Genomic DNA, 21872 nt, shown 5'->3' on the forward strand with positions numbered 1-21872 from the left:
TCCTTCAGTTCTCCACGATTCCCCGCGCCTAGAGCGCGAACTGCCCGGACGTCTGCTGGATTTTGACGATCACGAACTCCGCCGGCCGGACCGGTGCGATGCCGACGAGGACGTTCACGACGCCGTTCTCGATGTCCTCGGCGGTCGTCGTGTCGCCGTCGCACTTGACGAAGTACGCCTCTCGCGGTGTGCCGCCCTTGAAGGCGCCCTGACGGAAGAGGGTGTGCAGGTACGAGGAGGCGGCGAGCCGGATCTGCTGCCACAGGTTCTCGTCGTTGGGTTCGAACACCACCCACTGCAGGCCGCGCTGGAGGCTCTCCTCCACGTGCAGCGCGAGGCGCCGCACCGGCACGTACTTCCACTCGCTGTCGAGCGCGTCCGACCCCTCCAGCGTGCGCGCACCCCAGACGACCGGGCCGGTCACCGGGAAGGTGCGCAGGCAGTTGACGCCGAGCGGGTTGAGCAGCCCGGTCTCGCGGTCGGTCAGGTTGACGGTGAGCGAGTGCACGCCGGCGAGCCTCGCCTCGGTGCCGGCCGGCGCCTTCCACACGCCACGCTCGGAGTCGGTGCGGGCGATGACGCCGGCGACCGCGCCGGACGGCGGGAAGGAGCGCAGCCGTCCCGTGAGCGGGTCGGTGAGCTGCAGGTGCGGGAAGTACAGGCCCGCGTGGTTGCCGCGCACGGCGTCGAAGGCGGCGAGTCCGGCGCGTGCGGTGTCGACGCTGACCCAGGTGCTCGGCGCGTCGACCAGCAGGAAGATCCGCCGTTCCGCGCACAGCCGCTGGGCGGCCGAGATGACCGTGAGGGCGTCCTCGGTCTTCTCGTACGCCGCGAGTTCCGGCAACGCCAGCAGGTTGACGTCGGCGACGCCGCGCAGTGCCTGGATGCCGCTCTTGTCACCCTCGGAGCCGATGAGGTCGCGCGGGCCGGGTGCCTCGCCGTCCTCGCCGCCCTCGAGCGGGAAGACCGGCGGGTTGACGGAGGCCTCGAGGCCCAGGTCGTTGGCGCACTCACCGAGGAAACGGACGACGTCCTCGGGGTCGGTGGAGCCGGCGACCACCTGGATCCGGCGGCCGAAGGCGGTGACCTCGGCGCCGGCGTAGGCGTGCTTGCCGGGCGCGTCGGGCAGGGCGCGCAGCTTGCGCTCCAGCAACAGCGCCAACTCGGCGACACTGCACGGGACTTCGCCGTCACAGTCGGGGTCGTAGAGCGTGAATTCGCGTTCCACCTCGCCGATCTTCACCGTCAGGTCGACCGCGAGGTTCGGCAGGTCGTGGCCGAACGGCTTGGAGACGGTGCCGGACGGGTCCGGGCGGCCCTCGCCGACGGCCTCGACGCGGATCAGCTTGGAGCCCGCGTTGATCACGGTCTGCGCGTAGCGGCCGTGCGAGGCGTCCATGGACAGGCCGGTGAAGCTCTCACGGGCTTCGCCCTTGGCGTCGTAGACGCGCAGGTTGAAGGTTTCGTCGGGGCACGGCGTGTCGTGGTCGACGGCGACCCGCAAGCCGTTGCCCCAGACGCCGGGTTCCTTGGCGTGCATCTCGAGGACCGGGCCCTCGCTGTGGCCCTCGGTGGACTTGAGGGTGACACAGGCGGCCTTGCCGCTGCCGGCCTTGGCGACACGGACGATCACCGCGACGGTGCCGCCGTTGCCGAAGAACTGGTGGACCGCGTAGCCGACGGCGCTCTGGGAGCTCAGGCCGCCGAAGCGGCGCTCGAACTCCGTGAAGCTGGTGACGCGTACCGGCTCGTTCAACGGACCGCGCCGGGTGTGGCCCACGAAGGCGGTCACGGACGTGGTCAGGGTCGAGATCGTGCGGGTGCTGCTGGGAAGCTCTTCGACGTAGACGCCGGGATACGTCGGCCTGGCGGCGCTCACCGCGCTCATCGGCATTCCCCCTCCTACTCCCTGTCTTGGGCACCGGACAAATGCACCAAGAGGTGGCGGAGGGAGGCATTCCCTTTCCGGCGCGCGAAGACGCCCCCCACACGAGCGACGCTACGACGCACACCGCATTCAGTTCCCCCGTCTGCACCCCGGACTTGTCGGTCGCCGGGGCCAAGCAACGCGCTTGTGACTCCTGATGCTCAAGTGCTCAATCCACCTTGGTGCGTTGGAAGTTGACGCAGCAAGGTGCCTTCAGGCCAGCCCGGCAGGGGGTTTGGTGAAGACCTCCTCCCGGCATCCGCACATCGCGCCTGCGCGCCCCGGCCAGGTGGTTCACGGAATCTGCACAGCGATGTCGCCTCGGGAGGCCCGCGGGCCCCTCGCCGGGGCAGAACCCCCTCGCCTGCCCCGTTCGACTGGTCGCACGCACGTACGACCTCCCCGAGTCGCACACATCGCGTGGTGGCCGGTTTTCCGGGGGTGGCGCGAACCCGGCGCAGCACCGGCCCCGACGACGGGATGCCGGGTGGTGTTCCATGTGACGTCGCCGTTCCTCATGCCGGAGAAGATCAAGGACGGCCGCAGGGATGTCGTCGATCCGGCCCTGCTCGGCTCCCGCAATGCACTGGCGGCCATCGAGCGGACACCCACAGTCGAAACGCGCAGGGCCGCTCCATCCTCGCCGCCCGGACCATGACGTCCTTCCACGAGATGTCCCGCATGATCCGAGCCCGCCATCCCCGTGACCTGCGCCTTCCGCGCACCGCGCTCCCGCAGTGGCCGGTTCGCGTCCTGGGTCCGGCGTTCGGGCTGAGCCAGGACTACATCCGCAAGCACCTCGGCATCCGGTTCCAGGTGGACAACAGCCGCAGCGTGAACGAACTGGGCATCGCCGACCGACCGGTCGAGCAGACGGCCCTCGATGATTACGAAGCGTGGCGAAGTCAGCGCACCGCGAGGTGAATCCGGTCCCCTTCTCACTCAGAGCGTCGAAGGTCACAAAAACGTATCGGACATTTCACATGTCAATCTTCACGCGGGGCTCACAAGTTGGTTAGGTTACGCATCGGACCGCACGACGACCTCCGGCGAACCCCGCCGGGACGCGCGGCCTCCGCCGAGTCCGGTGCGCGCCCGCAAGGGTCCACTGGAGCCGGGGACCCAACCGAACTTGGGGTGAATCGGCCCAACAGCCCTTCGGGGCAAGGGCCGTAGGGCACACCTTCCGGAGACGACCGCCCGAACCCTCCCCCAGTGCCTGAGCGGCCTGGGAGGGACCCCCACCGCTAACTCGGTAGGCGGAGTACGGAAGGAGTACGTCACCCATGGCGCCGGAACGCACCGCGCGTCCGGGGGCTCTGAGCCTCCCTGGCATGCGCAATTCCGCACTCGCGTCGGCAGCCCTCACCTCGGTGGCCCTGCTCGCCCAGACGGCCAACGCGGCCCCCTCGGCCGCGGACGAGGCACCGAGCCGCGAGGAGGTCAGCCGGCGGGTCAGTTCCCTCTACGACCAGGCCGAGGCCGACACGGGGACCTTCAACGCCACCCGCGCCGCGTCGACGGGCCCGCGGGCGCGCGCCGACCGGCCGACGGACACCGCACGCCGGCCCGCCACCGCGCCCCGCGACAACGACAGCAGGCGCAGTGACCCCGCGCTCGACAGCGTCGCGCGGCAGTGGTTCGACGCCGCCCGCGCCAACATGGGTCCGATCGTCGCCGCAGTGCTGCCGACCGACCGGGTGCCCGACCACCTCGCCGGAACGCGGCCCGCGCGCCCGGCGAACGGCCCCGATCGGGCGCAGGAGCCGTCGGGCCGTACCGCCCTGGAGCTGCCCGCCGCGCCGGTCGCCGAGTTGACGTCCGGTGGGGCCACCCGGACGGCTGCCGTGGCCGAGCTGACCGCCGGGCCCGTTGCCGCACTTCCGGCAGCCTCGGAGGCGCCGCAGGAGACGACCGCCTCACGCGCTCTCGCCCTGCCCGGCCCGGCCGCCGAACCCACGGCCGAGCCGCAGGAGCGGTCCGCGCTGCGCACGAGCAAGGAGCAGAGCCAGCGCAAGCTCGACCGGGCACGCGCGCTGCTGTCCGAGTACAGCGCGCGGCAGAGCGCGCCGCTCGCGGCGATCGAGGCGGTGCCGGTCACCGGCACCTGGGGTGCCACGCCGACCCCGGTCCAGCACTCGGCCGACGCGCAATGGCAGGCACTGCAGGCGCAGGGCCCGGACGACCTCACCACGGTCCCGGCCGGCACGACGGCCTGGGCCACAACGCCGGACCCGCTCACCGACCCACTCCCGGCAGTCACCACGAGCCAGGCCGTCGCCACGGGCCAGACCGCAACCACAAGTCCGGCAACCACCGCCGCCACCCCGGCCCTCGACACAAACCCGTTCCCAGGCCCGAGCGACGCACTCACGTCGCCGGACCCGCTCACCGACCCACTCCCGGCAGTCACCACGAGCCAGACCGTCGCCACGAGCCAGACCGCAACCACAAGTCCGGCAACCACCGCCGCCACCCCGGCCCTCGACACGAACCCGTCCCCGGCCCTGAGCGGCGCATTCACGTCGCCGGACCCGCAGGACACCCGGGCCCTGCGCGCCCTGGACTTCGCCCGCGCCCAGATCGGCAAGCCCTGCGTCTGGGGCACGACGGGCCCGGAGGCCTATGACGGAGCCGGCCTCACCCAGGCCGCCTGGAAGGCCGCGGGCATCGCCCTCCCCCGCACCGCACCGGAACAGGCGACCGCCGGCCGTGGCATCGCCGTCACCTACGCCGAGCCCGGTGACCTGGTCCTGTTCCACGTCGGCCACGTCGGCATCTGCTCCGGAAACGGCACGATGATCCACGCCCCCGGCCCGGGCGCCGCCATACGCGAGGAGTCGATCTACTACGCCGGGGAGTCGGCGATCCACAGCGTGATCCGGCCCGCCTGAGCCGCCGATCGGCCGCAGTCACGCATCAGCCATCAGCCGCCCGTACTCATCGAAGGGGACGTCCCAGCCGCGCACCTGGACACGCGGGGGCGGGCTTCTCCACCGGCTCCACGGCGAACAGCACCGCGTACTCGGCCATCCGCACCCCGTCCTGACGGGCCGTCGGCAGACCGACCGGCATCAGACGCCGCAGAACGCTCACGGTCTCGTCCTCCCCGCGGTCCGGGACGCGCACCGGCTCGGGCTCGCCGCTCCCGCGGCGAACTACGCCGCCGGACCGACCTCGCCCCGAGGGCACGCTCCCTCTGGCCCCCGGGACCGACGGCATCGTCACGCTCGGCAACTACGGCCGCCCTCGGCATCGACGGCGGCACGCAAGGTCGTCACCGTGTCCCTCGCCTGCAGCCACCCGGTGTGCGACGGCGGCCGCGGCCGGATTCCTGCTCCATGTCACCGACCGCATCGTCGACGGGGCCGGGCGCCCGACTCACCCACGCCCCTCCGCCGCCCGGCGGTCCGGCCGGCGCTGGGCCAGCCACAGGGCCACCTCCTCCGCGATCGGCTGCCCGGTCTCCAGCTCTACGAAGCCGAACTGGCCGCTCTGGTTGCACTCCAGGAACCACCAGATGCCGTCCTCGTCCTCGGCGAAGTCGAAGGCGGCGTACGCCAGTCCGGCGAGGGTGACGTACTCGTGCACCGCCTTGCCGATGCGGTCGGGGACCGGGACCGGCTCCCAGGCGTGCCCGGTGTCGCCGTAGCGTCCGTCGACCTGGCCTGGTTCCGCGGTCTTCCGCGCGGCGAACATCCTGCTGCCGACGGCGGTCAGCCGGATGTCGGCCCGCTTGGCCACGTACCGCTGGAGCAGCGCGGGGCCGGCCGCGACGGCGGAGAAGTCCGCGTCGGGGCCGACGAGGGTGGTGGGCAGGGTCAGCGCGGGGTTGTCGGGCGGCGGTCCCGAGGCGGACTTCACCACCACGTCCCGGTACTCCTCGACGAACTCCCGTGCCAGCCGGGGGGACGTGGTGAAGACCGTCGGCGGCACGGCGAAGCCGCAGAGGTGGGCGACCCTCAACTGCCAGGGTTTCAGGCGTGCCTGGTCGGCGTTGCGCGGATGGTTCATCCACCGTGCGGCGGCGGAGTGAAGCATCCCGTACAGCGCCTGCCGGGTCTCGGCGGTCAGCCACTCCGAGGGGTGGGCGGCGTGTGCGGCCGGTTCGCCGGGCCTGCGCACCCAGATGGACCGCAGGCCCCCCATGCTGAGGACATGTCCGTTGACGGACAGGTGGCCGTCGAAGTCTCCGTGGGCGTAGTCGGCGGAGAGCACGGCCTTGCCCGGCAGGTCGGCGGGGTCCAGTCGCAGCACGGGCGTCCCCGTCCCGTGCAGCTTGGCCACCACCATGTCGGCCGTCACGTCCTCCTCGGACGTCAGGATCAGTACGGTCATGCGCGCACGATCGTCAGTCGTCGAAGTGGGTCGCGGAGCCCGCGGTCGACGTCGTCGTGCCGACCGCGAGCAGGAGGTCCGGGTCACTGACGGCCGGGCGCCCGTCGGGCAGCACGTTCAGCTGCCGGGCCGGGTCGAAGTGGTACGGCGTCACCGCCAGGGAAATCCCCTTGGGAAAGGCGTACTTGAGGGTGAACGGTTGCACTTTAAACCTCCATGGCGTGTTGTTTGAATTACCGTCACTTACGCGCCGCTTGCGTAAGGAATTCATCACTTTCCGCCACATCGGCGTGAACGTAGTCACACCCTTCACAGGAAACCCAAAGGCCTCCCGACCCGTCAGGCCTTCGACGTACCCGCTCGCAGTTCGCGCAGCAACCGGGGTGCCGCCTCGACGAGTTGATCCAGCTGGTGGTCGATCAGCGGGATGAACTCGTCGAGCGAGCCGGCGAGGGACTCCGGGATCTCCAGCAGGTGGCGGAAGCCGTTCTCGGCGTCCGGATCGTCGACGCCGATGTCCGACTCGACGGAGAACGCCTCCGCAGACATCCCCACCACCAGGCTGCACACCATCTCGCGGCCGTCCTCGAGAGTGAGCGTCACTGCCAGGACCTGCGTCCCCGGAATCGCACCGTACCTGGCGAACTCCCGCCAGGTGAGGTCCGGCTGGTGCTCCAGGAACAGTGCGTACGCCAGTTTCCTGAGCCGCTCCGCGGCGCTCCACTGGGCTATGGGCAAGCGCTGGGCGTCGCGATCGGCTGTGTCCACGGGCCGATCATAGGACCGGCGGCCCGGGCACGCCCCCGGTCGAGCGCGTGGACCGGACCCACCCGCTCGACCGGCCGGCGGCCTCACAGCCGTCAGCGGAAGGCGCGCCTGTCCGCGTGCAGGGGGGCCGCGAGGCGGATGGTGATGAACTCGTTGTCGTCCGCCTTGCCCGCCGTACGGCCGGACGAGAAGGGGAAGTTGTTGTCGTTGAGGACCGCCAGCGTGCGGTCGTCGACGAGGTTCACGTCCTCGATCGTCTGGAACGGGAAGCGGAAGGTCTTCCCGAAGCCGCCGAGCCCCTTGGGGTTGGCGATGTCCAGCAGGTCGGCCACGAGGGTCTTGTCCATCAGGCCGTCGCCGTCCCGGTCACGGGTGTCGGCCAGGTAGATGCGCTTGAACCGGGCGGTGTCGCCCTGTCCCCCGTCGCGCTCGATGACCAGGAAGCGGTGCCGGTCGACGGCGATGGCGTCACCGATGGCGTTCGCGGTCGACTCCAGGCGGTAGACGAAGCGCTTGCCGGTGTAGGCGCGCTCACGCAGGTCGAACTCGCTGAAGCGCAGGTCGCCGGGGGTGTCGCCGGTCACCGTGCCTTCGAGGAGCGGGTAGAGGCGACGGCCGTCCACGGAGCGGACCATGCCCTCGAAGCCCTTGCTGCTCGCTATGTTCGGCTCGGCGCCGTTCAGGTAGGGGTTCTCCGGGGCCTTCACCCCGTCGAGGGCGATGGGAGCCTCCAGGAGGCGGCCACGGGCGGAGAAGTGCAGCAGCCAGGGCCCGAACTCGTCGCCCGCCCAGTACGTCCCGTCCGGCATCCGCACGATCGACTCGACGTCGAAGTCGGCGCCGGTGAGCACCCGGTCGGCCCGTGTGAGCGCGAACGGCACGTGGCGGTCGGGGTCGCTCAGGTTGAACCCGCCGAGCACCTTGACCTCGCCGGTCCGCGTGTCCGGCTGGATGCGGTGGACGCGCAGCAGGAAGTCGGCACTGTTGGCCTTGTTGCCGTACCCGTTGTCCGAGAGCACGTCGAAGGTGCCGTCACGCCGGTTCACGACACCGCTGAAGCCCTGCACCGGCTGGTGCGCGAACGGCGCCGCGATCCCGTTGAAGGGGCCGGCCCCGATCGCCGAGCCGGACGGCTCGCTGCCCGGCACGAACGTCTCGGCCGGCAGCGACGCGAAGCCGGTCAGCGTGGCCCGGCCGAAGTCCTGTCCGCCCCGGTCGGCCACGGCGGGAGATGCGAGGGAGACGGTCAGGACCGCGGCACTGACCATGATCGAAGTTCTTCTCATGGCGCGCACACTAAGAGCACCGGGTGACGGATGCGCCAACGACAGACGTCCTGCCGGTTCAGGGCGTAGGCATCCCTCCGCCCTGGAGCCGCTCCAGGTCGGAGGGGCGGACCTGGATGACGAGGAGGGCGATCACCGCGGCGATGGCCGTGAAGATCGCGGCCACGATGAAGGCGGCCGAGACCCCGGAGGTCAGGATCTCGTCGGCGTACTGCGACGGCAGCTGACCGGTGCGTTCGAAGCGCAGCAGCTCAGACGGGGTCGCCTGGGACAGGAACGCGGGGATCTGTTTCTCGGCCTCGTTGTTGCTGGCCGTACCGAACGTCGTGACCAGGATGGACAGTCCGAGGGAGCCACCGACCTGCTGGGTGGCGTTGAGGAGTCCGGAGGCGGCACCCGTCTCCTGGGTGGTCACGTTGGACAGCGCCATCAGGGTCAGGGACACGAACTCCATGCCCATGCCGAGGCTGAAGACGAGCATCGGGCCGAGAATGCTGCCCGCGTAGGTGGAGTGGACATCGGTCAGGGTCAGCCAGCCCAGGCCCGCGGCGGCCAGGATCGCGCCCGTCACCATGAACGGCTTCGGTCCGTACTTCGGCAGGAGCTGCGAGGCGATCCCGGCGCCCACCGCGATCACCGCGCTCACCGGCAGGAAGGCCAGGCCGGCCTCGAGCGGGCTGAAGTTCAGCACGTCCTGCACGAAGAGCGTGAGGAAGAAGAACATGCCGAAGATCGCGGCGGCCAGGCTCAGCATCATGCCGTACGTGCCCGCCCGGTTGCGGTCGGCGAACATGTGCAGCGGGGTGATGGGCTGTCTGGAGCGCTGCTCGACCAGGACGAACAACAGCAGGAAGACGACGGCCGCCCCGAACGCGGCCAGGGTGAACGCGTCCCGCCAGCCGTCCTGCGCGGCCCGGATGAACCCGTACACCAGCAGCACCATGCCGATGGTGGAGGTCAGCGCGCCGGCGATGTCGAAGTGCCCGGGGTGGCGTTCGGACTCCCGGATCCAGCGCGGGGTGGCGAGCACGATCAGCAGCCCGATGGGCACGTTGACGAACAGCACCCAGCGCCAGTTGAGCCACTCGACCAGCATTCCGCCCGCCAGCAGCCCGATCGCGCCGCCACCCGCCGAGACCGCCGCGAAGACACCGAACGCCCTGTTGCGTTCGGGTCCTTCGCGGAAGGTGGTGCTGATCAGGGCGAGGGAGGTCGGGGACGCGATGGCGCCACCGACACCCTGCAGGGCGCGGGCGGCGAGGAGTTGCCAGGAGTTCTGGGACAGTCCGCCGAGCAGCGAGGCCAGGACGAAGAGCAGCACGCCGAAGACGAACACGCGTCGTCTGCCGAGGATGTCGCCCATCCTGCCGCCGAGCAGGAGCAGTCCGCCGAAGGTGAGCGTGTAGGCGTTGACCACCCAGGACAGGCTCGTCGTGGAGAAATCGAGCGAGCGCTGGATCTCCGGCAGCGCGATGTTCACGATGGTGATGTCGAGCACCACCATCAGCTGGCACGAGGCGATGACCAGCAGCGCCATACCGCTGCCACGGCCCTCGCTCCGCTCCGTCTCCTGCGGGGTGGTCCGTGCTCCGGGTGTCGGCTCGGGATTGCTCATGGCATCGCGCCGTGACGGGGGTTCGGTGGCTGGTTCCCGCCACCATTCGACCGTACGCCGCTGCCGGACGGGCCTCCAGTCGATCACGGGCCCGGGCCGGGCCGCTACGGCACGCGCAGGTCAGCGGGCACCGCGGATCAGGCCCGTCAGGTAGCGCCACAGCGACGAGCGGTGCCGTGCCGACCGGTCCGGCAGCACCGCGTCGGCCGGTTCCGGTGCCCTGTCGAGTGCCGTGCCCGATCCCGTCCCCGGTGCCGTCAGCTGTGCCGGTTCGCGCTCCTGCGCCGAGGCCCGCTCGGGCGTCGGCGCCAGTTCGTACCGCACGGGAAGCGAGCGCAGGCCGCGCATGAACGGCGAGGAGCGCCAGGGAAGTTGGTCGGCCGGCAGGGCGAGGTCCAGATGGGAGAACCGCTCGAACAGCCGGCCCACGCCGACCGCCGCGACCGTCGACGCGAGCTCGCGGGCCGGGCACTGGCGGCGGCCCGCGCCCCAGGACAGGTGCGCCCGGGTGCTGATCGTGCTTCCCTGCGCGACGTGGTCGGCGAAGAGCGGGTCGGCGTGCGCGGCTGCGGAGGAGACCCACACCGGGTCGCCCGCGCGGATCGTGTACTGGCCGAGCGCGGTGTCCTCGGCGGCGAAGCGCGGTACGAAGTTCACCAGCGGCGGCTTGCGCATGACCACCCGGTTCATGGTCTCCCTGATCATCCCGGCGGACAGGCTGGCGCGCACGCCGCCGTCGCCGTCCGCGGAGATGACCTCGACCACCGTGTTGGACATGAGGATGCCGACGTGGTCGGAGGTCATGCCGAGCAGCATGAACAGCTCACGGGCCAGCTCGTCGAGCGACAGTCCGGGATGCGCTGCCAGCAGACAGGAGGGGAAGTCGTCCCCCGGCTCCTTGAGCTTCGCGGCCCCCAGTTCGGCGAGCGTGGCGAGCAGCCGCTCCAGGGCTAGCTCCGCGTCCGGGCCCGCGTCGAGGACCCGCCACATGTCCATGAGGGCGTCATCGCCCTGGGAACCGGGGAAGCCGAGCAGGTGGCTTGCCACCATCAGCGGCAGCGGCCGGGAGAACTGCGCGGAGAGGTCCGCCACGCCCGTGGCGCCGCCCTGCCCGACCAGGGTGATCAGGTCGTCGGCGTAGGCGGTGACGGCCGCCTTCAACCGCTTGGCCTGCGGGTGGCGGGGGTCCTGGAACGGCTTGAGCGCCGCGTCCCATGCCGTGCGCAGCGGCTGGTAGCCGGGTCCGCCCTGGATCAGTACGTGGTTGACCTCCAGGGAAGGCCCCAGCGGCCAGTCGGCGGGCACTTCGCCCTCGGTGCGGGCCCGCCAGTTCTCCAGTCCCTTCGGCCAGCCGTCGTCGTCCTGGAGCACCTGGAGCGCCTCGCGGTAGCCGAGGACGAGCCAGGCGGGCACGCCGAGCAGGTCGACCGGTGCGACGGGCCCGTGTTGCTGCCTCAGGCGCTCGTACACGAGGGAGGGACATGTCTCGTAGTCCCGGGTCAGCAGCGGTTCGGGTGTCATCTCTTCCAAGTGAGTGCCGTCGACGTCCACCGATCCGCTCTCGCCCACCTGGGATTCCATCGTCCTGCCGCCCTCCGACACTCCCCGCACCGGCGTACTACCAGCCAGTAGCCGATCACGCTCGGGACCCTACCCCAGCGGTCGGTCACGGGTGGACGACGGGGCGGCCGACGTCAGCCGCCCGTGGGCGGGATGTTCTGGTTGGCGTGGAAGAAGTTGTCCGGGTCGTAGGTGTGCTTGATCGCGGCAAGGCGGTCGAAGTGGCCGCGGTAGGTGGACCGGACGCGGTCCGTGCTCTCGGCCTCGCCGATGAAGTTGACGTAGGAGCCGCCCATGGAGTGCGGGTGCAGGTCGGTCCAGTAGTCGACGCTCCACTGCCGGATCAGGTCGGCGTTGGCGGGGTCCGGGTCGACCCCGGCGATCACTCCGGACCAGACGGCGTCCCGGTAGGCCCAGGCCGTGTCGTCGGGGCCGACCTGGTGGGCGGCCGCGTCCACGGGATACAGGTGCATCAGTGACAGCGCGGTCGGGATGTTCTCGCCGTACTTGTGGTGCACCTCGATCGCGGCGTCGGAGATCGAGTCGAAGAAGTCGCCGCGCCAGTACCACTGGTAGCCCTTGGGGATCAGCTCGTCGAACATGCCCTGCAGGCCGGGGTAGGGCATGGGCGTGGTGAAGTGGAAGGCGGGCGGCGCCGGTTCGTTCACCGCCGTCAGCGTCTGCTCTAGGCGGTCGCCCTCCAGGTCACCGGTGTAGCACCAGACGATGCCGCACATCTTCTGCCCGTGGATCGGCTCGGGGAACGGTGGGCCGGGCGGGATGACGAAGACGGTGAAGAAGCCGTACAGGTCCTGTTGCGCCGCGGGCATGAACTCGCGGTACCAGCGCAGCACTTCGGGTGTGCGGTCGACCGGCCACACCGTCACCGAGACTCCGACGGTGTCCACCGGGTGCAGCCGGAAATTGAACGACGTGACGACGCCGAAGTTCCCGCCGCCGCCCCGCAGCGCCCAGAACAGGTCCGGGTGCTCCTCCTCGGAGGCGGTGACGAACGTGCCGTCGGCGAGGACGACGTCGGCGGACTGCAGACTGTCGATGGTCAGGCCGTACTTGCGGGTGAGGTAGCCGTGTCCGCCGCCGAGCGTGAGGCCGCCCACGCCCGTCATCGAGATGATGCCGGCCGGCACGCCCAGGCCGAAGGTGTGGGCGGCGTGGTCCAGGTCGCCCAGCTGCGCGCCGCCGGCGGCCTGCGCGGTCATGGCCGTCGGGTCGACGCGCACCCCTCGCATGGTCGACAGATCGAGGACGAGCGCGTCGTCGACCAGGCACAGGCCGGGCCCGCTGTGGCCGCCGCCCCTCACGGCGAGCTCGATCCCGGTCTCCCTGGCGAAGGAGAGCACGGCCCGCACGTCCGCCGCGTCCACGCACTGCGCGAAGGCCGCGGGGCGCCGGTCGATCATGGCGTTGTAGATGCTGCGGGCCGCGTCGTAGCCCGGGTCCCGTTCCGTGATGACGGGCCCCCGCACTGCCTCACGCAGACCTTCGAGTGCCGTTCCGTTGATGCCGCCCATGTCCGGACCCCTCTGTGTGGCTGCGGTGAGCCGCGGACGGATGACGGCGCTTGACGTCCGGGCGGGCAGCGGGGGCGTGGTGCGCGGGTCCGTTCGCACCTCGTGTCGATGTCGGCAGGGCGCACCGGCCCCGCCACATCTCAGTCTTCACCCAGCCAGGGACGGCCGCACGTCGGCGGCGGGCGTAGGTTCCTCGTCCGCCCGGGGTCAGACCAACTCCTCGGCGGACCTGGCCCCTTGATCGCGCAGCCACGCGACGAGCGTGGGGTGGCCGGAGCGCTCGGCGGCGTCCAGCGCGGTCAGCCGGTCGTAGCCGATCCAGTTGACGTCGCCCCCGCGTCGCAGCAGGTAGTCGGCCATCCGCTGCTGCCCGCCATGACAGGCGCACCACAAAGCAGATGTGATGTCCTGCGCGGCCGGCGGCTCGCACTCGGATGTGAAGCACGCGGCTACAAGATCGGCCTCGCCCAGGGCGGCGGCCTGCCACAGATTGGCGCGGGCACCGCGTGCCCTCAGTCGCCGTGCGCTCCGCCACTGCCCGAAGGCGACCGCGTCCGCCAGGGGCGTGCCGTCGCCGATGACCCCGCCGTCTGCCTCGATGTCCGCGCCCAGGTCGAGGAGGGTGTCGAGGACGGGCACGTCGTCGCTGCCGGCCGCCCAGTGCAGCGGGGTCTCGCGGTGTGCGCCGGTGAACCGGGCGTTGACGTCCGCACCCGCGTCGACCAGCGCGGTCACCGTGCGGGGACCGTTGGGCACGTGGCCGGGCCAGTCGGTGGCCACGTGCAACAGGGTCCGCGTGCTCTTCATGTTGCCTACCCGCGCCGTCGCCAGTGCCGGATGCGCGGTGAGCAGGTCCTGCAACGCCGCCACGTTGCCGGTCCGGATCGCTTCGACGCAGGCACGGGCCAGCGGAGCGGTCGTATCGATCAACATCGGTCACCTCCCAGGTCCCCACCTGCATAACACGGGCCACTGACAACGCCTCCCCCGGCACTGCGAGGCGGCACCTGCTCCGCTATCCGCGCAAGGTGGCCGAGGAGCGCTGACCGTCGTCACGTGAACGCTCGAAGTGGCTCGGTCTGCCGTCCCGGTGGACCAGACGGCCGAGCCCCTGGGCACGGGCCCGCGGCATCAGGGTCCAGGTGCCGTCGTGCCCGCGTAGGGCGGCGGAGTGCCAGGGCGTGGTCCAGGCGTCGGGGGCGTCGAGCAGGCGGATGCCGAACTTGGCGGCGCCGACCGGCTGAGGGTGAATCGACAGGCGTACGGCGCGCGCGTGGTGCTCGGCGATCAGCTCACCCCAGGCCCGGCTGCGCTGGATGACGCCGTACGCCCGCCTCCGGCACTCGCGCTGGAGAGCGGACCGTGTACCGGTGAAGTCGGCGGTGTCGTCGACGAGGAAGCGGGTGATGCCGCGGTAGAGCGCGAGGGTGGGGGCATCGGTGCGGACCTCGGCGCGCAGGGCCTCCAGGGTGGGGGCGTAGCGGTCGTGGACGTGGGCGCGCTTGGCGTCGTGAGGGAGGTCGCCGAGGACGTCGCGCAGGTCGAACACGGACAGGCGTCTCAGGCTCAACCGGGCGATGAGTGCGCTCAGTTCGTCGGAGTACGCGTCGATCCGGTCGTCGGGCACGTGGATGAGGTCGCCGAAGACATGGCCGTCGGAGCAGATGACCACGCGGGCGCCGGGCGGGTGGATCTTCTCGATCTCGCTGCACAGTGTGTCGAGGAAGCTGAGGGAGAGGCGTTCGCCCATGTCGGGGAGGTGGCCCAGGGTCTTGGCGGGGTTGGGCGACTTGCACGGGAAGCCCGGCAGGGTGAAGACGATGGGGGCGCCCTCGCGGACGAAGTCGGTGATCCGTTGCAGTTGATGCGGGAAGGCCTCGGCCGAGGCGCGGTTCGGGTCGGGGTCGGTCGTGCGGTGGTGCGGCAGGAGCAGGTTCAGGATCTCGGCGCCGATGGTCGTGGGCGCTGTGTCCGGAGCGGTCATCAGCGGCATGTCGTTCCTCCGGGGGCGTGCGGGCATGGCGGCATCGCGCCTTGGCGAGTGCGGCGCTGTCGGTGGGTGGGCTCGGCTCAGCCGGAGATCGGCTTCACAGCCGTCGGTCGTAGCCGACGGGCAGGCGGGTGGTGCCGCGGCCGAGGACGGCCGTGATCCACTCGAGGTCCTCGTCGGCGATGGCGAGGTGCAGACCGGGCAGCCGTCGGAGCAGGGTGCCGAGGGCGATCTGGAGTTCGGCGCGGGCGAGGGCGGCGCCGGGGCAGAAGTGGATGCCATGGCCGAAGGCGAGGTGAGGGTTGGGCGAGCGGTCCAGGTCGAGTGCGTCGGGGTCGTCGAACCGGCTCGGATCGCGGTTGGCCGCGCACAGGGAGACGATCACGGAGTCGCCGGCCGGGATCCCGGTGCCGTGCAGCTCGCTGTCCTGGTCGAAGAAGCGCCAGGTGGTCAGTTCGAAGGCGCTGTCGTGGCGCAGGAGTTCCTCGACGGCGCGAGGCATGAGGGCGGGGTCGTCGCGCAGCCGGGCGAGCTGGTCCGGGTGTCGGAACAGGGCGATCAGGGCCGTGGTGATCTGGTTCGTGACCGGCTCCTGGCCGGCGACGAGAAGCTGGAAGATCATCGAGTCCAGCTCTTCCTGGGACAGTTCTCCCTGGTCACGGGCCACGACGAGGCCGCTGAGCAGGTCGTCGTCCGCGTGTTCCCGCTTGTGGGTGACGACCTCGGCGATGTAGCTCTGCAGCCCCTGCAGCCGGGCTTCGTAGAGCGGCCGCCCGGGGTCCGTCGGACCCACCGGCTGGACGACCTTGCCCCAGTCGCGGTCGAAGCGCTCGGCCAGCTCCCCCGGCAGGCCGATGACTTCGGCGAGGACCCGGAAGGGGAAGTGGGCGGCGAAGCCGGCCACAAGGTCGGCGGGCCCGGCCTCCGGGAGCGCGTCGACGAGTGCGTCGGCCAACTCCTGTAGACGGGACCTGAGTTGCTCGATTCGGCGCGGCGCGAAGGCGTCCGTCACGAAGCTGCGCATATGCGTGTGCTGGGGCGGATCCTGGTGGAGGAGATGGACCTGGAGCTGCGAGTGCTGCGGCTCGGGCATGATCGAGGCACGGGCCCGCCAGCGGTCGTTGCCCCGGTCGTGGCTCTTGCCGAGCCTGTCGTCGTTCAGCGCGGCGTGCGCGGCCTCGTATCCGGTGACGAGCCAGGCCTGTACGCCGCTCGGGAAGAGGACTCGGTGGACCGGCCCGGCCTCGCGCATCCGCTCGTACAACGGATAGGGATCGGCCTTGTAGGGGCACCCCGTCAGCGGGACCGGGTCGGTGAGCGGCTGCGCGTCCACGGCCGCGAGCGGCTCCTGGGTGGTCATGGATGAGGCTCCTCAGAGGGCGAGTTCGGGCTGGTGGTGGTCGAGCCACAGGGCGAGGTCGACGACGCGTTCGAGGCGGAGGCGGTGGCCCCACTCCAGCCGCTCGGGCGGGGTGTCGAGACACGGCTTGATGCGGGTCTCGTCGGCGAGCGCCCGGACCTGTGCCACGGACAGGGCGTCGCGGGCCAGGTCCTGCAGTCCGCGGTTGTAGTCGGGGTGGTGCGTGGCCGGGTAGTGGTTCTTGGGACGCCGCAGCACCGAGTCGGGAGCCAGCCCCGCTCCCGCGGCCCGCAGCAGGCTCTTCTCCCGGCCGTCGAAGCTCTGCAGCGCCCAGGGCGCGTCGAAGGCGTACTGGACGAGACGGTGGTCGCAGTAGGGGACGCGGACCTCCAGTCCCTGGGCCATGCTCAACCGGTCCTTGCGGTGCAGGAGTTGACGCAGCCACCGGGTCAGCGACAGGTGCTGCATCTCGCGTTGCCGGTGCTCGGTCGGGGTTTCGCCGTCGAGGTGCGGGACGGCGGCCAGAGCGTCGCGGTAGGTGTCGTCGCGGAACTCGCCGATGCGCAGGCCGAGTTCGGGGTTGAGCGGCATGGCGGCCTCGTCGCCGGTGACCAGCAGCCAGGGGAAGGTGGCGGCGGCGAGTGCCTTGGGGTCGTGGAACCAGGGGTAGCCACCGAAGACCTCGTCGGCGGCCTCGCCGGACAGCGCGACGGTCGAGTGCCGCCGTATCTCCCCGAACAGCAGGTAGAGCGAGGTGTCCATGTCGCCGACGCCGATCGGCGAGTCGCGGGCGACGACCACGGCCTTGCGGTGCTCGGGGTCGAGCAGCGCACGCGGATCGAGTACGACCGTGCTGTGGTCGGTGCCGATGAACGCGCCGGCCTCGGTGGCGTACGGGGTGTCGTGACCGGTGCGCAGGATGTCGCCGGTGAACTGCTCGGCCTGGTCGCTGTAGTCGACGGCGTAGGAGCGGATGCGGGCGTCGGGCCCCTCGCGCAGCCGCAGTTCGTCGGCGAGCAGGGCGGTCAGGACGGTGGAGTCGATGCCGCCGGAAAGCAGGCTGCACAGCGGGACGTCGGCTTCGAGCTGGCTGCGGGCCGCGGTGCTCACCAGATCGTGGACGCGTGCGATGGCCGCGTCCCGGTCATCGGCGTGGGCACTGGCCTCCAGCTGCCAGTAGCGGCGTTCACGGATTCCGTCCCGGTCCAGGACGAGCAGTCCGCCCGGCTCGACCTCCCGTACGCCGGACCACACCGTCGGCCCGGTGTTGAACAGCAGGCTGTACGCCTCCCGCAGCCCGTCCGCGTCCACCCGGGGCCGTAGCTCGGGGTGCCGGAAGAGGGCCTTGGGCTCGGAGGCGAAGGCGACACCTCCGTCGACGGCCGCCCAGTACAGCGGTTTCACGCCCAGCCGGTCGCGGACGAGCAGCAGCCGCTCGGCGCGCTCGTCCCAGACGGCGAACGCGAACATGCCGTCCAGGTGCTCGGCGACCGCCTCGCCCCACTCGGCGTAGGCCCGCAGCACGACCTCCGTGTCGCTGCGGGTGCCGAACACGTGCCCCCGGCCTCGGAGTTCGGCGCGCAGTTCGTGGTGGTTGTAGATCTCACCGCTGTGACTCAGCACGGTCGTGGGCTCGTTCGGCCGGTCGGTCATCGGCTGTACGCCGCCTTCGAGGTCGATGACCGCCAGGCGGCGGTGGCCGATCGCGGCACGCTCACCCAGCCACACGCCCCCGGCGTCGAGGCCGCGCCGGGTGAGCTCGGCGGTCATGGCCTCGATGACCGGGGTCTGGCTGCGGGCGTCCTGGTGAAACGACACCCAGCCGGTGATTCCGCACATGGGGACTCCTGATCAGGTCGAGACGGTGTCGGTGGTGCGCTCGGGCACGGCGGCGTCGCGTCGGCCGGGCAGGGCGAGGAGGGGCACGGCGAGACAGGCGGCCACGGCGGCGAGGGTCAGCCCGGCCCGCGCCCCGTCGCCGGAGCCGGCGAGGGCCCAGGCGACGGTGGCCAGGGCGGGGCCGAACGTGAAGCCGAGGCTGCGGGCGACCTGCACCGTCGAGCCGACGGTCGCGGTGCGCTCCGCGGGGGCGGCGCCCATCACCAGGGCCTGGGTGGGGCCGCCGTTGAGGCCCATGCCGACGCCGGCCAGCGCGAGCCGCCAGGCCACGTCGGGCGGGGACCAGCCGTCGCCGAGCGGGATCAGCAGGAGGAGCCCGGCCGCGGTGAGGGAGGCGCCGGTGACCGCGACCCGTCGCAGGCCGTACCGGTCGGCGAGCCGTCCGCCGAGCGGCCCGGCCAGCGCCATGCCGAGCGGGAAGGCGAGCACGGTCAGCCCGGTGGCGGTGGCGCTGACGCCGTCGTCCCGCTGGAGGTGCAGGGCGACGACGTAGTGCATGGCGGCGAACCCGGCTGCCAGCGTCAGCACGGCGCCGTGCGCCCGGAACAGCCCCGTCGCCCGCAGGACACCCGTAACCGGCCGCCCGCCCGGTCCGCGCAGCCACCACCACAGCGGGGGTACGGCGGCCGCCGCGAGCAGGAACCACGGCGGCTCGGCGGACCCCAGGGTCAGGGCGAGCAGTAGCGCGGCCAGCCCACCGGCCACCGCGAGCGCGTCAGCCAGGGCCCGCCGGTCGGGTACGCGCAAGGCCCCGTCCGCGGGCATCGCCTTCCAGGCCACGACCAACGCCAGCAGACAGAACGGGATCTTCACCAGGAAGACCCAGCGCCAGCCCAGGTGGTCCAGCAGTAGCCCGCCCACCGCAGGGCCGGTCACGGCGCCGAGCGGGCCGAGGGTCGCGGGCACGCTCATGGCACGGGCGCGCGCTGCGGGCCGTACGGCACGGATCGCCAGCACCGGCATCAGCACGAACAGCACCGCCCCGCAGGCGCCCTGGCCGATCCGGGCCGCGATCAGCCAGGCCGCCCAGGGAGACAGCGCGGCCAGGGCGCTGCACAGCGCGAACCCGGCGGTGGCCGCCAGCAGCGCGGGCCGCGTGCCCGCGCCGTCCAGCCACCGGCCGACCGGCAACAGCAGGGCGACGACCGGGAGTTGGTAGCCCAGCGCCGCCCACTGTGCCGTGGCGGCCGAGACGTGCAGCCCCTCGGCGATGTCGGCCAGCGCCACGTTGACGATGTTCATGTCGAGCATCGCCACGAACGACAGCGCGCCCGCCACGCCCACGAGAACCCAGCGGTCCTTCACTCCCGGGCCCCTCCCTCCTCGCGATCGACTGCGGTCAGCAGCCTCGCTCCAGAGGTCGGGAGTACTCGGGGCCGAGTTCCCGTGCATAGCGGGAAATATTATGAAATACCGAATCAGATCGTGGTGAGACCGTCCAGCTTGCCGGACTTGGCCTCCGCGACCAGCGACGAGAACTGGTCCGCGCTCATCTGCACCCGCTGCCCGAAGTCGTCCGTGAGGATCACCCGGCGCTCGGCCGGGGCGGCGGGGTCGACGTAGAGTTGCGGGCAGCCGCAGTCGCAGTTGCCGCAGAAGGTGGCCACCGGGTCCAGGCCGGCAATGCCTTCGATGTCGCTCATAGTTCGTGACCTTTCGCGATCGTGGGCGCTCACCGGTGTGACCGCCCGGGACCAGCCCCCGAGACGCCGCTCGGGGCCGACACGGGGACTTCCCTCTTGTTGTGCCCGTCCGAGGCGTCCGCGGGAGCCCGGTGGTCGAAGGCGATCAGCGGATCGCCGGTCAGCGGGTGGTCCACCACGGTCGCCCGTACGCCGAACACCTCGGCCAGCAGGGCGGGTTGCAGCACCTCGCGGGGCGGGCCGGACGCGACCACCCGGCCGGCGTGCAGCACGTGCAGCCGGTCGCAGACGGAGGCGGCGGCGTTGAGGTCGTGCAGCGAGACCAGGGTCGTACGGCGCCCGGCCCGCAGCAGGGCGAGCAGTTCCACCTGGTGACGGATGTCGAGGTGGTTGGTGGGCTCGTCCAGGACAAGCACGTCCGGCTGCTGGGCGAACGCCCGGGCCAGCAGGACGCGTTGGCGTTCTCCACCGGACAGTTCGGTGAACCGGCGCCCGGTGTGCTGCTCCATGCCGACGTCCGCGAGCGCGCGGGCGACGAGGTCCCGGTCGGTGGTGTCCTCCCCGGCGAAGGCCCGCTTGTAGGGCGTACGGCCCATGGCGACGACCTCGCGGACGGTCAGCTCGAAGTCGCCGCCCCGCTCCTGCGGGAGAGCCGCGACATGGCGGGCCGTCTCGGCGGGGGTCAGCCGGCGCAGGTTGGTGCCGGACAGCAGGACCCGGCCTGCGACCGGCTTCAGATGCCGGTAGACGGTGCGCAGGAGCGTGGACTTGCCGCTGCCGTTCGGGCCGACGAGACCGGTGATCTCGCCCTCCGCCGCGATGAGTCGGGCGCCGGCGACGACCGTACGGCCGGCGTACGCGACGTGCAGGTCCTCGATGTCGATCCTCAACTGCCGCTCCCCAGGCGCCGGTCCAGCAGATATAGCAGTGCCGGAGCACCGATCAGCGAAGTGACGACACCGACCGGCAGCTCCTGTGTGTCCATGGCCGTACGGCAGACGATGTCGACCACGACCAGCAGCAGCGCCCCGAACAGTGCCGAGACGGGCAGCAGCCGGCGGTGGTCCCCGCCGACGACAAGGCGGCAGACGTGGGGCACCATCAGCGCGACGAAGGCGATCGCGCCCGAGACGGCCACCAGGACACCGGTGAGCACGCTGGTCACCGTGAACAGTTCGCGTCGCAGCCGGGTGACGTCGATGCCGAGCCCGGCCGCGGTCTCGTCGCCCATCAGGAGGGCGTTCAGGCCCCGGGCGCGTGCCTGGAGGCACAGCCACCCGGCCGGTACCGCGACCGCCGGTACGGCCAGCAGATCCCAGTTCGCTCCGCTGAGGCTGCCCATGAGCCAGAACAGCACGCTGTGGGTCTGCTGCTCGTCGCCGGCCTGGAGCACGAGGTAACTGGTGAACCCGGACAGGAACTGCCCGATCGCCACCCCGGCCAGCACCAGCCGCAGCGGCGCGAACCCACCGCCCCTGCGGGCCACGGCCCACACGAGCGCGAAGGTGGCCAGGGCTCCCGCGAAGGCCGCCCCGGACAGCCCCAGTCCCAGCGCGCCACCGGCCCCGAGGCCGAGCACGATCGCGGCGACCGCACCGAGGGAGGCACCGTTGGAGATACCCAGGAGGTACGGATCGGCCAGCGGGTTGCGCACCAGCGCCTGCACCGCCGTACCGACCAGACCGAGCCCGGCGCCGACGAGGGCGGCCAACAGGGCGCGAGGTACCCGGAGTTGCCAGACGATCAGGTCGTTCGTGCCCGGACGCGACGCCTCCCCGGACAGCCGGCGCCACACCACGCTCCACACCTCTGCGGGCGGGACGGACGTCGACCCCCAGGCCACAGCGGCCGTCAGCGCGGCCAGGAGCACGACGCAGAGCACCGCGGCCAGCGGCCCGACGGGCACCGTCCGGGCCTGCGGAGCCGTCTCGCGCCGCGACAGCAAGGACGTCAC

18 protein-coding genes and 1 pseudogene are annotated in these 21872 nt (G+C 71.5%); 2 read left to right on the top strand and 17 right to left on the bottom strand.

All coding sequences use genetic code 11. From position 1 onward, the window contains the following. Positions 1 to 28: 28 nt before the first annotated feature. Positions 29 to 1894, bottom strand: coding sequence for a phage tail sheath family protein (locus ACFY5C_RS11450; protein WP_389443221.1), 1866 nt, complete (start codon positions 1892 to 1894; stop codon positions 29 to 31). A 487-nt stretch (positions 1895 to 2381) separates the two neighbouring features. Between ACFY5C_RS11450 and ACFY5C_RS11455 the strand changes: the two are divergent. Continuing rightward, positions 2382 to 2851: pseudogene (locus ACFY5C_RS11455) on the top strand (cinnamyl alcohol dehydrogenase); the annotation flags it as partial. A gap of 410 nt (positions 2852 to 3261) precedes the next feature. Further along, positions 3262 to 4821, top strand: a complete 1560-nt coding sequence (locus ACFY5C_RS11460; protein ID WP_389443223.1) for an NlpC/P60 family protein — start codon at positions 3262 to 3264, stop codon at positions 4819 to 4821. Between the two features lie 46 nt (positions 4822 to 4867). On the opposite strand, the gene ACFY5C_RS11465 is transcribed toward ACFY5C_RS11460, so the two are convergent. From ACFY5C_RS11465 to ACFY5C_RS11540, 16 genes are all read right to left on the bottom strand, one after another. After that, positions 4868 to 5023, bottom strand: a complete 156-nt coding sequence (locus ACFY5C_RS11465) for a hypothetical protein (RefSeq protein WP_389443225.1) — start codon at positions 5021 to 5023, stop codon at positions 4868 to 4870. 285 nt (positions 5024 to 5308) lie between these two features. Beyond that, positions 5309 to 6265 carry an ATP-grasp ribosomal peptide maturase gene (tgmB, locus tag ACFY5C_RS11470; RefSeq protein WP_389443227.1) on the bottom strand — a complete coding sequence of 319 codons (957 nt, stop codon included), beginning with the start codon at positions 6263 to 6265 and terminating at the stop codon, positions 5309 to 5311. Between the two features lie 13 nt (positions 6266 to 6278). After that, on the bottom strand, positions 6279 to 6470 hold the full coding sequence (gene tgmA / locus ACFY5C_RS11475; protein WP_328883330.1) for a putative ATP-grasp-modified RiPP: 192 nt from the start codon (positions 6468 to 6470) through the stop codon (positions 6279 to 6281). A 134-nt stretch (positions 6471 to 6604) separates the two neighbouring features. Next, entirely contained in the window at positions 6605 to 7033 is a 429-nt protein-coding gene (locus tag ACFY5C_RS11480; RefSeq protein WP_389443229.1) for a hypothetical protein, read from the bottom strand. Positions 7034 to 7125: 92 nt separating this feature from the next. Next, complete coding sequence (locus tag ACFY5C_RS11485; RefSeq protein ID WP_389443231.1) at positions 7126 to 8319, bottom strand: esterase-like activity of phytase family protein; 1194 nt, start codon at positions 8317 to 8319, stop codon at positions 7126 to 7128. Between the two features lie 58 nt (positions 8320 to 8377). After that, the gene (locus ACFY5C_RS11490; protein WP_389443387.1) at positions 8378 to 9856 is read right to left on the bottom strand and encodes an MFS transporter; all 1479 of its coding nucleotides are present in this window, start codon (positions 9854 to 9856) and stop codon (positions 8378 to 8380) included. Between the two features lie 198 nt (positions 9857 to 10054). Continuing rightward, on the bottom strand, positions 10055 to 11515 hold the full coding sequence (locus ACFY5C_RS11495; protein WP_389443233.1) for a cytochrome P450: 1461 nt from the start codon (positions 11513 to 11515) through the stop codon (positions 10055 to 10057). Between the two features lie 113 nt (positions 11516 to 11628). Further along, positions 11629 to 13026, bottom strand: coding sequence for an FAD-binding oxidoreductase (locus tag ACFY5C_RS11500; RefSeq protein ID WP_389443235.1), 1398 nt, complete (start codon positions 13024 to 13026; stop codon positions 11629 to 11631). A 207-nt stretch (positions 13027 to 13233) separates the two neighbouring features. Continuing rightward, positions 13234 to 13959 (bottom strand): ankyrin repeat domain-containing protein, encoded by a 726-nt coding sequence (locus ACFY5C_RS11505; RefSeq protein WP_389443237.1) that lies wholly within the window; start codon positions 13957 to 13959, stop codon positions 13234 to 13236. A gap of 82 nt (positions 13960 to 14041) precedes the next feature. Next, entirely contained in the window at positions 14042 to 15019 is a 978-nt protein-coding gene (locus ACFY5C_RS11510) for an L-tyrosine/L-tryptophan isonitrile synthase family protein (RefSeq protein WP_389443389.1), read from the bottom strand. Between the two features lie 94 nt (positions 15020 to 15113). Then, a complete protein-coding gene (locus ACFY5C_RS11515; protein ID WP_389443239.1) occupies positions 15114 to 16376 on the bottom strand; it encodes a cytochrome P450 in 1263 nt (420 codons plus the stop codon). A 12-nt stretch (positions 16377 to 16388) separates the two neighbouring features. Beyond that, positions 16389 to 18215, bottom strand: coding sequence for an asparagine synthase (glutamine-hydrolyzing) (asnB, locus tag ACFY5C_RS11520; RefSeq protein WP_389443241.1), 1827 nt, complete (start codon positions 18213 to 18215; stop codon positions 16389 to 16391). A 12-nt stretch (positions 18216 to 18227) separates the two neighbouring features. Further along, positions 18228 to 19580, bottom strand: a complete 1353-nt coding sequence (locus ACFY5C_RS11525) for an MFS transporter (protein ID WP_389443243.1) — start codon at positions 19578 to 19580, stop codon at positions 18228 to 18230. Positions 19581 to 19693: 113 nt separating this feature from the next. Next, the gene (locus tag ACFY5C_RS11530; RefSeq protein WP_389443245.1) at positions 19694 to 19918 is read right to left on the bottom strand and encodes a hypothetical protein; all 225 of its coding nucleotides are present in this window, start codon (positions 19916 to 19918) and stop codon (positions 19694 to 19696) included. Positions 19919 to 19947: 29 nt separating this feature from the next. Continuing rightward, positions 19948 to 20808 (bottom strand): ABC transporter ATP-binding protein, encoded by an 861-nt coding sequence (locus ACFY5C_RS11535; protein ID WP_389443247.1) that lies wholly within the window; start codon positions 20806 to 20808, stop codon positions 19948 to 19950. Continuing rightward, on the bottom strand, positions 20805 to 21872 hold the full coding sequence (locus tag ACFY5C_RS11540; RefSeq protein WP_389443249.1) for a FecCD family ABC transporter permease: 1068 nt from the start codon (positions 21870 to 21872) through the stop codon (positions 20805 to 20807). The genes ACFY5C_RS11535 and ACFY5C_RS11540 overlap by 4 nt, the downstream gene beginning before the upstream one ends.

Source organism: Streptomyces sp. NPDC012935 (assembly GCF_042900345.1).
Lineage (GTDB): Bacteria > Actinomycetota > Actinomycetes > Streptomycetales > Streptomycetaceae > Streptomyces.

Excerpts from the sequence above, each read along its gene's own strand:
- ACFY5C_RS11450 (WP_389443221.1), bottom strand. The coding sequence starts at position 1,894 with ATGCCGATGAGCGCGGTGAGCGCCGCCAGGCCGACGTATCCCGGCGTC.
- ACFY5C_RS11460 (WP_389443223.1), top strand. The coding sequence starts at position 3,262 with ATGCGCAATTCCGCACTCGCGTCGGCAGCCCTCACCTCGGTGGCCCTG.
- tgmB (WP_389443227.1), bottom strand. The coding sequence starts at position 6,265 with ATGACCGTACTGATCCTGACGTCCGAGGAGGACGTGACGGCCGACATG.
- ACFY5C_RS11485 (WP_389443231.1), bottom strand. The coding sequence starts at position 8,319 with ATGAGAAGAACTTCGATCATGGTCAGTGCCGCGGTCCTGACCGTCTCC.
- ACFY5C_RS11490 (WP_389443387.1), bottom strand. The coding sequence starts at position 9,856 with ATGGCGCTGCTGGTCATCGCCTCGTGCCAGCTGATGGTGGTGCTCGAC.
- ACFY5C_RS11495 (WP_389443233.1), bottom strand. The coding sequence starts at position 11,515 with ATGGAATCCCAGGTGGGCGAGAGCGGATCGGTGGACGTCGACGGCACT.
- ACFY5C_RS11500 (WP_389443235.1), bottom strand. The coding sequence starts at position 13,026 with ATGGGCGGCATCAACGGAACGGCACTCGAAGGTCTGCGTGAGGCAGTG.
- ACFY5C_RS11505 (WP_389443237.1), bottom strand. The coding sequence starts at position 13,959 with ATGTTGATCGATACGACCGCTCCGCTGGCCCGTGCCTGCGTCGAAGCG.
- ACFY5C_RS11510 (WP_389443389.1), bottom strand. The coding sequence starts at position 15,019 with ATGCCGCTGATGACCGCTCCGGACACAGCGCCCACGACCATCGGCGCC.
- ACFY5C_RS11515 (WP_389443239.1), bottom strand. The coding sequence starts at position 16,376 with ATGACCACCCAGGAGCCGCTCGCGGCCGTGGACGCGCAGCCGCTCACC.
- asnB (WP_389443241.1), bottom strand. The coding sequence starts at position 18,215 with ATGTGCGGAATCACCGGCTGGGTGTCGTTTCACCAGGACGCCCGCAGC.
- ACFY5C_RS11530 (WP_389443245.1), bottom strand. The coding sequence starts at position 19,918 with ATGAGCGACATCGAAGGCATTGCCGGCCTGGACCCGGTGGCCACCTTC.